14 protein-coding genes are annotated in these 13,082 nt (G+C 68.1%); 6 read left to right on the forward strand and 8 right to left on the reverse strand.

Translation table 11 applies throughout. The features are described 5' to 3' along the window. Positions 1 to 47: 47 nt before the first annotated feature. Complete coding sequence (sigE, locus tag AVL48_RS29870) at positions 48 to 668, forward strand: RNA polymerase sigma factor SigE (protein WP_061988386.1); 621 nt, start codon at positions 48 to 50, stop codon at positions 666 to 668. Further along, positions 665 to 1,357, forward strand: coding sequence for a zf-HC2 domain-containing protein (locus tag AVL48_RS29875; protein ID WP_061988384.1), 693 nt, complete (start codon positions 665 to 667; stop codon positions 1,355 to 1,357). Before sigE ends, AVL48_RS29875 begins: the two co-directional genes overlap by 4 nt. Positions 1,358 to 1,366: 9 nt before the next feature. Here the strand turns inward: AVL48_RS29875 and AVL48_RS29880 are convergent, their stop codons facing one another. Beyond that, a complete protein-coding gene (locus AVL48_RS29880) occupies positions 1,367 to 2,023 on the reverse strand; it encodes an LppU/SCO3897 family protein (RefSeq protein WP_061988382.1) in 657 nt (218 codons plus the stop codon). Positions 2,024 to 2,184: 161 nt separating this feature from the next. On the opposite strand from AVL48_RS29880, the gene AVL48_RS29885 reads away from it, so the two are divergent. Then, a complete protein-coding gene (locus AVL48_RS29885; protein ID WP_061988380.1) occupies positions 2,185 to 3,726 on the forward strand; it encodes a S1C family serine protease in 1,542 nt (513 codons plus the stop codon). A 55-nt stretch (positions 3,727 to 3,781) separates the two neighbouring features. Then, on the forward strand, positions 3,782 to 4,210 hold the full coding sequence (gene tatB / locus AVL48_RS29890; protein WP_061988378.1) for a Sec-independent protein translocase protein TatB: 429 nt from the start codon (positions 3,782 to 3,784) through the stop codon (positions 4,208 to 4,210). A gap of 96 nt (positions 4,211 to 4,306) precedes the next feature. Here the strand turns inward: tatB and AVL48_RS29895 are convergent, their stop codons facing one another. From AVL48_RS29895 to AVL48_RS29910, 4 genes are all read right to left on the reverse strand, one after another. Next, positions 4,307 to 5,452, reverse strand: a complete 1,146-nt coding sequence (locus tag AVL48_RS29895) for an Mrp/NBP35 family ATP-binding protein (RefSeq protein WP_061988376.1) — start codon at positions 5,450 to 5,452, stop codon at positions 4,307 to 4,309. A gap of 157 nt (positions 5,453 to 5,609) precedes the next feature. Next, complete coding sequence (locus AVL48_RS29900; RefSeq protein WP_061988374.1) at positions 5,610 to 6,119, reverse strand: DUF1003 domain-containing protein; 510 nt, start codon at positions 6,117 to 6,119, stop codon at positions 5,610 to 5,612. Then, positions 6,112 to 7,419, reverse strand: a complete 1,308-nt coding sequence (locus tag AVL48_RS29905; protein ID WP_061988372.1) for a magnesium transporter MgtE N-terminal domain-containing protein — start codon at positions 7,417 to 7,419, stop codon at positions 6,112 to 6,114. The genes AVL48_RS29900 and AVL48_RS29905 overlap by 8 nt, the downstream gene beginning before the upstream one ends. Positions 7,420 to 7,463: 44 nt before the next feature. Further along, positions 7,464 to 8,375 carry an aminoglycoside phosphotransferase family protein gene (locus tag AVL48_RS29910; protein ID WP_061988370.1) on the reverse strand — a complete coding sequence of 304 codons (912 nt, stop codon included), beginning with the start codon at positions 8,373 to 8,375 and terminating at the stop codon, positions 7,464 to 7,466. An 88-nt stretch (positions 8,376 to 8,463) separates the two neighbouring features. Here AVL48_RS29910 and AVL48_RS29915 point away from each other — a divergent pair, with 88 nt between their 5' ends. Then, positions 8,464 to 9,315 carry a slipin family protein gene (locus AVL48_RS29915; RefSeq protein WP_061988368.1) on the forward strand — a complete coding sequence of 284 codons (852 nt, stop codon included), beginning with the start codon at positions 8,464 to 8,466 and terminating at the stop codon, positions 9,313 to 9,315. Positions 9,316 to 9,937: 622 nt separating this feature from the next. Here AVL48_RS29915 and AVL48_RS29925 read toward each other — a convergent pair. The 3 genes from AVL48_RS29925 to AVL48_RS29935 form a co-directional block, all read right to left on the reverse strand. Continuing rightward, a complete protein-coding gene (locus tag AVL48_RS29925; protein WP_061988366.1) occupies positions 9,938 to 10,585 on the reverse strand; it encodes a DUF4190 domain-containing protein in 648 nt (215 codons plus the stop codon). 48 nt (positions 10,586 to 10,633) lie between these two features. Further along, positions 10,634 to 10,990 carry a DUF4190 domain-containing protein gene (locus AVL48_RS29930; protein WP_061988364.1) on the reverse strand — a complete coding sequence of 119 codons (357 nt, stop codon included), beginning with the start codon at positions 10,988 to 10,990 and terminating at the stop codon, positions 10,634 to 10,636. Between the two features lie 73 nt (positions 10,991 to 11,063). After that, positions 11,064 to 11,372, reverse strand: coding sequence for a DUF4190 domain-containing protein (locus AVL48_RS29935; RefSeq protein ID WP_061988363.1), 309 nt, complete (start codon positions 11,370 to 11,372; stop codon positions 11,064 to 11,066). Positions 11,373 to 11,531: 159 nt separating this feature from the next. Here AVL48_RS29935 and AVL48_RS29940 point away from each other — a divergent pair, with 159 nt between their 5' ends. After that, a complete protein-coding gene (locus AVL48_RS29940; RefSeq protein WP_061988361.1) occupies positions 11,532 to 12,728 on the forward strand; it encodes an acyl-CoA dehydrogenase family protein in 1,197 nt (398 codons plus the stop codon). The last annotated feature ends 354 nt before the right edge of the window (positions 12,729 to 13,082 follow it).

Consider the following 13,082-nt stretch of genomic DNA (forward strand, 5'->3'; position numbering starts at 1 on the left):
ACCGTGCACATCGCCCGCGTTGGGTGGAGTAGTTGGGAGAGACGCTGATGGAGGTGCCTACTTCCCCGATGCAGGAGACGATGCAGGACCAGCACGTGGACCAGGTCACACCGGTGACCGTGGACGAGGCCGCATGGACGCCGCCGTCATGGGACGAGGTCGTGCGTGAACACGCCGACCGCGTGTACCGGCTGGCGTACCGCCTGACCGGTAACGCCCACGACGCCGAGGACCTGACGCAGGAGACCTTCATCCGGGTCTTCCGCTCCCTCGCGTCCTACAAGCCCGGCACGTTCGAGGGCTGGCTGCACCGCATCACCACGAACCTCTTCCTCGACATGGCCCGCCGCCGCTCGCGCGTGCGGATGGAAGGCCTCCCCGAGGACACCGACCGCATCGTCGGTGACGACCCGAGCCCCGAGCAGGTCTACTCGGACACGCACCTCGACCCGGACCTGCAGGCCGCGCTCGACGAGTTGCCGCCCGAGTTCCGTGCCGCGGTCGTGCTGTGCGACGTCGAAGGCCTCTCGTACGAGGAGATCGGCGCCACCCTCGGTGTCAAGCTCGGCACCGTGCGCAGCCGGATCCACCGTGGCCGCCAGGCGCTGCGCGCTTCTCTGGAGCGTCGTCGCGCCGCGGCGCCGGAGTCTGCGAAGGTGGGGGTATGACCGCACCGCGAGGTTGGGGGCTCCCCGAGTCGCATCTGCTTCCGGACGCCATCGTCGCCTTCGTCGACGGCGAGCTGTCCCTCGGCGCCCAGGACAGGGCGTCGGCGCATATCGCCCGCTGTCAGTCGTGTGCGGCCGAGGTCGCGGCGCAACGGCAGGCCGTCGCCGCCGTGCGACAGGCGGGTGCCCCGTCGATGTCGGCGGGTTTCCTGGCGAGCCTGTGCTCCATCCCGCAGAACACCGAACTGCCCAGCGCACCGGACAATCTGGCGATGACCGCGGACGGTCAGCTGGTGGCCATCCAGCGGCCCGACAGGGTCGCCGGCCTGCGCGACACCGGCGTATTGGGCGGCAGTGGGGTGTTGGGAGGCACCGCGCCGTTGGGCTCGACGGCTCCGCTGGGCCAGTCGCCGAACGTCCTCGGTGGCGGGCGGTTCGGCCTCGCCCGGCGCAAGTACGCGCAGGGCGCCGGCGTCGTCGTTTCGGGTTTGGTGCTGAGCGCTCTGGCCCTGGTCGCGACGTCGGGTGACGGCACCGAAGACCAGCCGGGTCCCGGACTCGTGCCCCCGCAGGGCGTCAACGCCGGTCTGCTGCCCGCGCAGCTGGGCGGCGGCCGATCCGAACCGCCGCGCAGCCCCGCGCCCAGCCCGAGCACTTCGACAGCGCCCGTGCCCGTGTCGGCCCGCTGATCCGCTTCGTCAGGGTTTGACGAAGCAGATCGTCGCGCTCTTGAACTTCTGTGTCGCGCCGTATGCCGTGTACGAGATCACCTCTGCGGTGCCCTCTTTGCACGGGCTGGTCACGTAGCTCGCCTTGTCGAACACCTCGCTGATCTTCAGCCGCGCTCCCGAGCAGTTCACCAGCGGCGGCGGGGTCTTGGTCTCGATGTCGTTGAAACACAGTCCGACCTGGGCATTGATTCCCAGGCAGAGGCCGACGCCTTCACCGCGCATCGGGGTCGGCACCGAGTGGATGTAGAAGCCCTTCGGGCAGTCGCCCTTGACCGTGCCCTTCACGCTCACGACGTACGGCGTCTGCGGGTTGTCGCAGGCGGCCTTCACCGCATCGGCCTCTTTCCCGGCGCCGGTCAGCTGGACGCAGTCGCCGGCCTCCAGTTTGGTGGCCTGTTTCTCCGGCCCGGCGGCCGCCTTCATCACGAAGATCAGGCCGATCCCGCCGCCGACCACGACGAGCGCGGCGACGAGCAGCAGCACCTTCACCTTGGTGGACAGGCCCTTCTTCTTGGGCGGCTGCTGCGGCCAGCCCTGCTGCTGTGGCCACTGCTGCTGCGGCCATTGCTGTGCCTGTTGAGGGACGTGGTGGGGCGGAAAAGGAGCCCCCGGGTTCTCCGACATGCCCGTTAGACTGCCAGAGGTGGGACACGGTTGCCTCAGGTGTCACATTTCTTGGCCGATCCGGGGAATCAACGCGCACTTCACCGTGGTCACGGCAGAATCAAGGCCGAGGCTTGGCGTACTCTCGCGTCCGGCCAACCAGATCTCAGCCCCGGGGAATGATGACCGAGCAGCCGAACGCGAAGCCGCAGCAGCCTGGTGACCCGGCGGGGGACCGGCTGGCGCCGCGCCCGCTGGCCCGGCCCGCCGTCGATCCGGTGCAGGCGGCCACGTTCGGCAGGCCGCACGGCGTCGATGGCGCCTTCGACAAGCTGTATCAGCCCGGGACGAACGGGCAGGCCACGCCCGGCCTGAACCTGGCGCCGCCCACCCCGGAATCGCTCGCCGAAGCCTTCCGTCGCCCACCGGGTGCCGAAGGTGTCGTGCTGGAGCGGCCGCACGGGACCAACGGCTCCGAAGCGTCCGGAAACGGCGCTGAAGACCCGCTCTGGGCCACTACGTCGGATCCGTGGCGTGACCCCACCTCGGGTGCGGTACTCGCCGGTCCCGCCGTGCAGGCGGACTCGGAGGAGGAGAAGGACGCGAAGCGCCCGCAAGGCGCACTGCTGAGCCTGCCGGAAGTCCTCTTCGGGCGACGTGTGCAGATGAAGGCGCTGGCGATGCTCGCGGCCGTCGCGCTGGTCATCGGCGCCGTCGGCGGGCTGATCGGCTGGTGGTTCGCCGACACCGGCACCGAATTGACCGGTGAGGCCAGTATTTCCGAGGCCGACGCCGCCAAGGAGCGTCCCGCGGGCTCGATCGCGGACATCGCCCACCGGGTGGCGCCCGCAGTGGTTTCGCTCGAAGTGTTCAAGCCCGGTGCCGACGCCGGTCAGCAGGGCTCCGGCGTCGTCATCGATACCCAGGGCTACGTGCTCACGAACGAACACGTCATCTCGGCCGCGACGGCCGACTCGGCCACCAAGATCACCGCCGTCTTCGTCGACGGCAAACGCGTCGAGGCGAAGGTCGTGGGCGCCGACCCGAAGACCGACCTGGCCGTGGTCAAGGTCAACGTCGAGAACCTGACGGCGCTGCAGGTCGGGAAGTCGTCCGACCTGGCCGTCGGCGATTCGGTGATCGCCGTCGGCTCGCCGCTGGCGCTGCAGAACTCGGTCACCGCCGGCATCGTGAGCGCGCTCAACCGCCCGGTGACCGCGGGTGGCGACGGCGGCAGCGCGCCGGTGATCTACGAGGCCATCCAGACCGACGCCGCGATCAACCACGGCAACTCGGGCGGTGCCCTCGTCGACGCGACCGGTGCGCTGGTCGGGATCAACTCGGCGATCCGCTCGTCCAGTGCCGAGGGCGGCAGCATCGGCATCGGCTTCGCGATCCCCAGCGACTACGCGGTGAAGATCGCGAAAACCCTGATCAGGGACGGAAAGGTCGTTCACCCCGACATCGGCATCAACGCTTCGTCGACCGTCGCGGGGTCCAACACCATGGGCGCCCAGGTCCGCAACGTCGCCCCCGGCGGCCCCGCCGCGGCGGCCGGGATCAAGGAAGGCGACGTCATCACCGAGGTCGGCGGGCGGCTCGTCCGCGACTCGGCGGAACTGCTCGTCGCGGTCCGCGCGCGCGATGTCGGCGAAGTGGTCCCTGTCCGGCTTGTCCGCGATGGGTCGTCACTCGTGGTGGACGTGAAACTGGCCTCGGACTAGCCGGTCCAGCCGGGTACCCTGAACGGGGAAGACGCCGAGGCGGAGGTTCACACAGGTGTTCGAGAGTGTCGGCTGGGGCGAGATCCTCATCATCGTCGTCGCGGGTCTTTTCATCCTCGGTCCGGAACGGCTGCCGGAAGCGGCGGCGTGGCTGGCGAAGAGCGTCCGCAAGGTCCGTGATTTCGCGACCGGGGCCAAGACGCAACTGCGCGAGGAGATGGGCCCGGAGTTCGACCAGTTGCGCAAGCCGCTGGAGGATCTGCGAGGACTGCGCAACTTCGACCCGAAGCGGGTCGTCACCCAGCACCTGTTCGACGGCGACCCGGATCCGCTGGGGCTCAAGGACGTCAACGGCACCAATGGCGCGAACGGGGCCAACGGGGCCAACGGGGCCGCCAAGCCCAACGGCTACCCGGCGACCGCCGCGCAACCCGAGCCGCTGAAGCCCGGAGAGCGCCCGCCGGTCGACCCCGACGCCACCTGAGGGCTCTTCACCCTCACTCAAGCGCAATGAAGGGGCCTTTCATAGCAAATTTTGCTATGAAAGGCCCCTTCATTGCAGCTGCGGAGGGGCGCCGGGTCAGCGGCCCGCGGGAGTGACGTTCAGCATCATCCCGGCCAGACCGCGTGCCCGGACAGTGAGCTTCTTCGCCGTCTCCTTGAGCACGAGCGACGCCGGGGCGTCCGGCTCCGCCAGCACGATCGGCGTTCCGCCGTCGCCATGGGTCACCACGCGCGGGTCCATCGGCACCTGGCCGAGCAGCGGCACGGGCGAGCCGACCGACTTCGACAGCGAGTCGGCGACGGACTGCCCGCCACCGGAGCCGAAGATCTCCATCCGCCCGCCGTCGGGCGTCTCGAGCCACGACATGTTCTCGATGACGCCCGCGATCCGCTGCCGCGTCTGCAACGCGATCGCGCCCGCGCGTTCGGCCACCTCGGCGGCCGCCTGCTGCGGGGTGGTGACGACCAGGATTTCCGCGTTCGGGATCAGCTGCGCCACCGAGATCGCGATGTCGCCGGTGCCCGGCGGCAGGTCCAGCAGCAGGATGTCGAGGTCGCCCCAGAACACGTCGGCGAGAAACTGCTGCAGCGCGCGGTGCAGCATCGGCCCGCGCCACACCACGGGGGTGTTGCCCGGGGTGAACATGCCGATCGAGATGACCTTCACGCCGTGCGCCTGCGGCGGCATGATCATGGTGTCGACCTTGGTCGGCTTCTCCCGCGTGCCCAGCATCCGCGGCACGGAGTGGCCGTAGATGTCCGCGTCGACCACGCCGACGGAAAGCCCGCGCTCGGCCATCGCCGCCGCGAGGTTCACCGTCACCGACGACTTGCCGACGCCGCCCTTGCCGGACGCGACGCAGTAGACCCGCGTCAGCGAACCCGGCTGCGCGAACGGGATCACCGGTTCCGTGGCGTCACCGCGCAGCGATTTTCGCAGTTCCGTGCGTTGCTCGTCGTTCATCACGTCGAGTTCGACCCGGACGTCGTTGACGCCGGGGAGCTTCGCGACGGCGTCGGTCGTGTCCTTGGTCAGTGTCGCCTTCAACGGGCAGCCGGCGACCGTCAGGTAGATCCCGACGGTGACCACACCGTCCGAGCCCACCTCCACGCCCTTGACCATGCCGAGGTCGGTGATCGGTTTCTTGATCTCCGGGTCGTACACGGCCTTCAGCGCGGTGCGGACGTCGTCGACGCTGGGGAGTTGCTGCGTACTGGTCACACGTCCATGTTACGTACCGGTAGGCGGAGCTGGACGAACCCGCCCTGGCCGAAGGCCCCGGGATCACAGCGGCAGGGCGCCCTGAGTCGAGAAGTCACCTGTTTGACCAGCGCGCGCCCTGGCGATGGGATCGCGGGAAGGGGCTGATCCGCAAAGATCAAGTACCGGTAGGCGTGCGGTCGGGTTTGGCCTTGCGCGGCTTGGCGTCAAGATCCTCCCGGAGGCGGTCGAGTTCGCCCCGCAGGAAGTCGCGGGTGGCGACCTCGCCGAGCGCGATCCGCAGCGAGGCCAGCTCCCGCGCGAGGTATTCGGTGTCCGCCTTGGTCTGTTCGGCCCGGTTCCGGTCTTCTTCCAGCGAGACGCGGTCGCGGTCGTCCTGCCGGTTCTGTGCCAGCAGGATGAGCGGCGCGGCGTAGGCGGCCTGTGTCGAGAACGCCAGGTTCAGCAGGATGAACGGGTACGGGTCCCAGCGCAGCGACACCGCCGCCATGTTCAGCACGATCCAGACGATGACGGTCAGTGTCTGCCAGAACAGGTACTTGCCGGTGCCGAGGAACCGCGCGACCCGCTCGGTGAGCCTGCCGAAGGTGTCCGGGTCCAGGTTGAGCCTGAACCGGCCTTGACCGCGAGGCTGGTCCAGCCGTCGCCCGGTCGTCAGTTCAGGCACGTTCGGCCTCCTCGCTCTCTTCGGTGGTCTCGCCGGTGATGTCGTGCAGGCCGGTCTCGCGCCAGTCCTCCGGGAGCAGGTGGTCGAGTACGTCGTCGACGGTGACCGCGCCGAGCAGATGCCCCTCGGCGTCCACCACCGGGCCGCAGGTGAGGTTGTAGGCGGCGAAGTAGCGGGTGACCTCGGACAACGTGGCCTTCGGCCGGAGCGCGGGCAACTGGATGTCGACGGCGCTCGCCACCATCTCCGCCGGTGGTTCGCGCAGCAGCCGCTGGAAGTGGACGACGCCGACGAAGCGCCCGGTCGGCGTCTCCGTCGGCGGCCTGCACACGAAGACCATGCTCGCCAGCGCCGCGGGCAGGTCCGCGTTGCGGATGTGCGCGAGCGCCTCCGCGACCGTGGCGTCCGGCGTCAGCACCACCGGCTCAGGCGTCATCAGCCCGCCTGCGGTGTCGGAGGAGTACTCCAGCAGCCGTTTCACCGGCGCGGACTCCTCGGGTTCCATCAGCTCCAGGAACCGGCTCTGCTCGGCGGGCGCCAGTTCGGCCAGCAGATCGGCGGCGTCGTCCGGGTCCATCGCTTCGAGGATGTCGGCGGCCCGTTCCTCGGCGAGGTAGGCCAGCAGTTCCTTCTGGTCGTCCTCGGGGAGTTCCTCGATGACGTCGGCGAGGTGCTCGTCGTCCATCGCGTCGGCGACCTCGTGCCGCCGCTTCAACGGCAGATCGCGGACGGTGGCGGCGACGTCCGCCGCGCGCATGGTGTCGAACAGCATCAGCAGCTGCGCCGCGCCCTGCGTCTGACCGGTCAGATCGGTGAGCCCCAGCCCGGACACCTCCGCCCACGGCAGCACCTGCATCGGCGCGCGCCGCCTGCCGAGGCCGAGTCTGCTCGACCGCTCGCGGATCGCGAGTTTCGCGAGCACCCAGTCCCGGGTGCGCGTCGGCTCCATGGCGGCGTCGACAACGGTGACCCGGGTTTGAGACCCGGAGAGGGTGGCGTACGCGTCCAGCAACTGCCCGAGCACCAGTACCTCGTTGGGCCGCTGATGGAACCGCCGCATGTTGACCGACCCGGTGGCGAGCGTGATGGCGGAGGGCTCGATGGAGGTCACGCGCAACATCGGCACGAACACGCGGCGCCGTGTCATCAGCTCGACCACGATGCCCAGGATCCGCGGCGGCTGCTGATCGAGGCGCAGGCCCGCCACCACGTCCCGCACCTTGCCGATCGATTCGCCATCGGGTCCGAAAACCGGCAAACCGGCCAACTGAGCTGCGAATACCCTGTTCACGGCTGCCATGCCCGAAGGTTATCCGCTCCCGGGGCCGGAGACGATTCGTGTGATCACCGCAATGCCCAGGCGGCGATCTCCGGAACGGTGGCGTAGGCCGGATCTTCGGCGAGGATCTCGGGCGACGCGCCCTCGGCGAGATCTTCGTGCAGCCAGATCCAGTTCTGCACCGCGCGCACGAGGGTCCACGCCCGCGTGCGTTCGGCGTCCAGGCCCGCCGCCGTGGTGTACCAGCGGAACTTTTCGTCCATTGTAGACTCTTTCGCCCGGTTCCAGAGGATCGAGATCGCGCCGAATTCGAGGTCGCCCGAGAGCGGCTTCGGATCGATCACCAGCCACGGCTCGCGTTCGCCCGCCAGGACGTTCTCGAAGTGCAGATCCTCGTTCACCATCAGCTCACCGGCGTCCGGCCCGAGGTGCACGCAAATCTCGACCGCCGCGTCGAGGTACTTCCGTTCGAACGGCTCGCCGAGTCCGGTCCAGATCTCCGGGAGTTCGGTCACCAGCTCCTCGGCTTCTTCGCGAAGGGACCGCTGCAGTGCTTCGGGGGCCGGGACGGCCAGCCGCCGCGCGAGCGCGCCGATGGTCTCGACGGACTCCTGGATCGGCTCGGTTTCGAGTGAGCGGGTGGCGTCGAGCCGCTCCAGAAGCAGGACGCCGTCCTCGGGAACGTTGTCGTACATCAGCACTGCGCCCTGACCGGCCCATGTGGACAGTGCGAGCGGTTCGTCGTCGGATTCCTCGTGCGGCCAGCCGAGTTTGAGGATCGCGGGGCTGCCGTCGGCCCGGCGGACGGGCTGGGCGACGCCGACGAAGCCGTGCATGGCCTCGCCGTCGTAGTCGAGACTCCATTTGCGGGTGTACTTCTCGGCGAGGAAGGGCAGCGAGTCGAGCCATTCGGCGGCTCCGGGGCCGAGATCGGCGGCGCGGTCGAGGAACTTGGGCGGGATCTTGAAACCGGTCACGGACTCACCTTGGCAGGCGTGTCCAGCCTGTTTCCTCCGTGACCTGCCGGGCGTACCGTGAAGAGCGAGAACAACCCCGGGAGCAGCCATGGTGGTGGAGATTCTCAGTGCGGTCGCCGTCGCGGGCGGTGCGTGGCTGGCGGCCAGCCTTCGAGTGGTGAAACAGTACGAACGCGGTCTCGTGTACCGGTTCGGGCGGGTGCGCCCGAACATCCGGCAGCCGGGGCTCGCGCTGCTGGTGCCGTTCGCGGACAGACTGCAGAAGGTCAACATGCAGATAGTCACGATGCCGATCCCCGCGCAGGACGGCATCACCCGCGACAACGTCACCGTGCGGGTCGACGCGGTCGTGTACTTCAAGGTGATCGATCCGGTGCTGGCGGCGGTGAACGTGCAGGACTACCGCTCGGCCGTCGGGCAGGTCGCGCAGACGTCGCTGCGGTCCATCATCGGCAAGAGCGACCTCGACGACCTGCTGTCCAACCGAGAGCGGCTCAACGAAGGCCTGGAGCTGATGATCGACAGCCCGGCGCTGGACTGGGGCATCCACATCGACCGGGTGGAGATCAAGGACGTCGCGCTGCCGGAGTCGATGAAACGCTCGATGTCACGCCAGGCCGAAGCCGAACGCGAGCGGCGTGCGCGGGTCATCTCGGCCGACGGCGAACTGCAGGCGTCGCACAAGCTCTCGCAGGCGGCCGCGACCATGGCCGACACCCCGGCGGCGCTGCAGTTGCGCCTGCTGGAGACGGTCGTGCAGGTCTCGGCGGAGAAGAACTCGACACTGGTCCTGCCGTTCCCGGTGGAGCTGTTGCGCTTCCTCGACGCGAACACGCCGAAGCGGGAGACGCCGCCTTCGGACGCTTCGGACGCTTCGGACGCCAATGGTCAGGTCGCGCCCGCGCCTCGCGAACCGGACGACGCGGCCCCGCGTCCCTGAGGCACGAAGAAGCCCCAGGCGCTTGCATGCAGAGGCGACACTGGGGCGTTCGTCACTGACGGTCGCATCTTCGGGTGCCGTCCGTCGAGACCGAAGAGTTCATGGTCTGGAACCTGCTGTCCGAACCCCGGATGGCTCCCTATCCGGAGGGGGCGTCAGGAGACAAGGTCGCGGCCCTGCGGCTGTACGAGTGGAGTGCACGAACATCTTCCGCCACTTTCGGGGTCGTCGGCCATGCCGACTCCTGGAGGGGACCATGTGGCGGAGGCCGTGGCCGCTGTGCGGGAACGGCTACGCCCCCAGCGGAAGGAAACCCGGCACCAGATCACCGCCAGGTTGAGCTTCGGTTTCTGGTCCGGTCTGCTCGGTCCCAAGTACGAGGAGCTCTGGCGCGACTGTCTCCATGGCGCTTTCCCGAACTCGTCGGGAAAGCGGAAGCAAGTCGCCGTCGCGGTCGAGCGGGTCCGCAAGTTCCGGAACCGGCTCGCGCACCACGATTCGACGATCAACGTCGACATACCCTTCGAACTTCGCCAGATCTTCGACCTGGCGGCGTACATCGACACGGACGCTGCGCGATCCTTTAGCCCTCTCGTCCTGGGGAACCTCACGCAGGTGCGAGCTAATCCAGGTAGCCGTTGGTGCCCAAGATGATCAAGGTGCCGAAGAAGCCCGAGTACAGCGCGATCACGACGTAGGCGATGATCACCGCCGCGAGCGCCATGCCGCGCCCGCCCGCTTCGCCGCGGTTCGCCTTCGCCAGTCCGATGTGCCCCAGGATCAGCCCGATGATCACGGTCACGAACGAGCAGATCCCGACGAGCGAGCACACCAGTCCGGCGATCGCCATCCCGTTGTCCTGCGAGCGGCGTGGCATCGACGCCGCGTACGGGTTGTACGGCGGGTAAGAGACCATCGGCTGAGGCGCCGGCGCGTATTGGGGCACAGGCGCGTACACCGGCGCCGAAGTGTCCGGAGCCGCGAAGGCGGGCTGGACCGGTTCGGCGGTCAGCGGGTCGATGGTCTGCGCGTACGCCTCCGAAGCGGCGGGAGGCGCTTCTTCGGCGGGCTTGGCCTCGAACGGTGCGGGCGGCTCGAACGGCGGAGGCGGTTCGAAGGGCGCGGGCGGCTGGAACTGCTGTGGTTCCGCGGGCGACGGGTTCGACACCGTTTCGGACGCGGAAGTCGGGTCCGAAAACGTGGTCGAGTCGGTGTAGGACGACGTCGAGTCGTTCGTCGACGGAGTGCCCTGCGAGTCGGAACTGCTCATCCGGTTGCCCCCTGGTTCGTGCGGGACACCACCGTATCCGGGAACGGGTCAGGAGACGCCCGCGGCACCGATCGCCAGCACCACGAAAACGAACCACAGGATGAGCGGGACCAGCCACAGCCCGGTGACCACGTAGCCGACGACCAACCCGGCCTGCGCCATGCCCTGGCCGCCCGCTTGGCCGCGCTTGGCCTTGGACAGCGCGATGTGCCCGAAGACGATCCCCAGTATCGCCGGAAAGCACATGACCAGCCCGATCAGCGAGCACACCAGCGACGCCACCGCCATGCCCTGGTCCGGCGGCCGCAGAGCGCCGTAGGGCTGCGCGTAGTACTGCTGCGGAGGCTGATACGGCTGGAGACCGTAGGGCTGCTGCTGCCCATACGGGTCGTGCGGGTTCGTCATGCGGGTCCCCTCGTCGGCTCCGGACCGTACCGTCAGGGGAGCAGACGCACGAAAGCGTGCGGGCGGTTCCTGTTCAGCGGAAAGCCCCTTGTTTCGCGGCGATGTTCAGCAAGACCGGGATCGCGATGGCGTACAGGATGATGATCAGGTAGCCGACGACGAACGCGGCCAGCGCCATGCTTTTGCCGCCCGCTTCACCGCGCCGGGCCTTCGCGAAGGCGACGTGGCCCATGACGATTCCCGGGATCACGGACACCAGTCCGAACAGCCCGAACAGGGAGAAGATCAGGGCGGCGGCCGCCATCCCCGAAGCACGGCTCTGCTGGTTCGGGAAGCCGTACTGCTGGTGCGGTGGGAATCCATCGAAAGGCTGCTGAGCCACGCTCGTCCCCCTCGGACTGTGATCGGTCGGTCACGGTAGTGCCATGGTCACGGATGGCGTACGCGTGACTGCGCTCATAGCGAGGTCTCCGGCCAGGCGTCATACTCACCGGTAACCCAGCGCCGGGAGCCCGGTGCGCGCGAATTTTAGGGAGCAGCGATGGCTCGCCTCGCCCAGACCGCCGGCTTGACCGACGTGCAGTCCGAAATCCTGGCCACGGTCCGCCAGTTCGTGGACAAGGAGGTCATCCCGCGCGCGCAGGAGCTCGAGCATTCCGACACCTATCCCGCCGACATCGTCGAGGGGATGAAGGAGATGGGCCTGTTCGGGCTCACCATCCCGGAGGAATACGGCGGCCTCGGCGAATCGCTGCTGACCTACGCGCTCGTGGTCGAGGAGATCGCGCGCGGCTGGATGAGCGTTTCCGGGGTGATCAACACGCACTTCATCGTGGCGCACATGATCTCCCGCCACGGGACGCCGGAGCAGAAGCAGCACTTCCTGCCGCGGATGGCGACCGGTGAGGTCCGCGGTTCGTTCTCGATGTCCGAGCCGGACCTCGGTTCCGACGTCGCCGCGATCAAGACCCGCGCCCGCAAGACCGACGACGGCTACGTCATCGACGGCTCGAAGATGTGGCTGACCAACGGCGGCAGCTCCAACCTGATCGCGCTGCTCGTCAAGACCGACGAAGGCGCCGAAAAGGCCCACCAGAACCTGACCACGTTCCTGGTCGAGAAGCCCGAGGGCTTCGGCGAGGTCGCCCCCGGCCTCACCATCCCCGGCAAGATCGACAAGATGGGGTACAAGGGCGTCGACACCACCGAAGCCGTGTTCGACGGCTTCAAGATCGGCGCGGACAAGGTCCTCGGCGAGGCCCCGGGCAAGGGCTTCGCGTACATGATGGACGGTGTCGAGGTCGGCCGGGTCAACGTCGCCGCGCGGGCCTGCGGGATCGCGATCCGCGCGTTCGAACTGGCGGTGGAGTACGCCCAGCAGCGCAAGACCTTCGGCAAGGCGATCGCCGAACATCAGGCGGTGGCGTTCAAACTCGCGGAAATGGCCACCAAGGTCGAAGCCGCGCATTTGATGATGGTCAACGCCGCCCGCCTCAAGGACTCCGGCGAGCGCAACGATGTCGAAGCGGGCATGGCGAAGCTGATCGCGAGCGAATACTGCGCCGAGGTCACCCAGGACTCGTTCCGCATCCACGGTGGCTACGGCTATTCGAAGGAATACGAGATCGAGCGCCTGATGCGCGAAGCGCCGTTCCTGCTCATCGGCGAGGGCACCAGCGAGATCCAGAAGACCATTATCAGCCGGGGTCTGTTGCGGGAGTACAAGAGCCGGAGCTAGGTCGCTGTCGCGAAAGCCCCATCCCCCAGTACATGAAGGCCCCCTTCCTTGCGTCAGGCGCAAGGAAGGGGGCCTTCATGTACTTCAGTCGAGCGCAGGTGGTGTGCCACGCCTGGGGTAACCCGGACCGGCGAAGAATGATTCAAGATGCCCGGGGGTCCGTTCAGCACGCTTGAGCGCTTTCATTCACCCACGGTGTCATTCGCGCCGTGGTGACGAACTGATCGTGGGGTTTGAACCGGGATCTCCCCGAACCGGGATACCCCGCGTGACATTTCCCGGTCTTCGCCGTCTTGTTCTTCGCCTTTCCCGATTTTCGATGTCCTCGCGTCCGGCGTACGTTCCGGCTGGACG

The organism is Amycolatopsis regifaucium (assembly GCF_001613935.1).
GTDB lineage: Bacteria > Actinomycetota > Actinomycetes > Mycobacteriales > Pseudonocardiaceae > Amycolatopsis > Amycolatopsis regifaucium.

Excerpts from the sequence above, each read along its gene's own strand:
- sigE (WP_061988386.1), top strand. The coding sequence starts at position 48 with ATGGAGGTGCCTACTTCCCCGATGCAGGAGACGATGCAGGACCAGCAC.
- AVL48_RS29875 (WP_061988384.1), top strand. The coding sequence starts at position 665 with ATGACCGCACCGCGAGGTTGGGGGCTCCCCGAGTCGCATCTGCTTCCG.
- AVL48_RS29880 (WP_061988382.1), bottom strand. The coding sequence starts at position 2,023 with ATGTCGGAGAACCCGGGGGCTCCTTTTCCGCCCCACCACGTCCCTCAA.
- AVL48_RS29885 (WP_061988380.1), top strand. The coding sequence starts at position 2,185 with ATGACCGAGCAGCCGAACGCGAAGCCGCAGCAGCCTGGTGACCCGGCG.
- AVL48_RS29905 (WP_061988372.1), bottom strand. The coding sequence starts at position 7,419 with ATGGCAGCCGTGAACAGGGTATTCGCAGCTCAGTTGGCCGGTTTGCCG.
- AVL48_RS29915 (WP_061988368.1), top strand. The coding sequence starts at position 8,464 with ATGGTGGTGGAGATTCTCAGTGCGGTCGCCGTCGCGGGCGGTGCGTGG.
- AVL48_RS29925 (WP_061988366.1), bottom strand. The coding sequence starts at position 10,585 with ATGAGCAGTTCCGACTCGCAGGGCACTCCGTCGACGAACGACTCGACG.
- AVL48_RS29930 (WP_061988364.1), bottom strand. The coding sequence starts at position 10,990 with ATGACGAACCCGCACGACCCGTATGGGCAGCAGCAGCCCTACGGTCTC.
- AVL48_RS29940 (WP_061988361.1), top strand. The coding sequence starts at position 11,532 with ATGGCTCGCCTCGCCCAGACCGCCGGCTTGACCGACGTGCAGTCCGAA.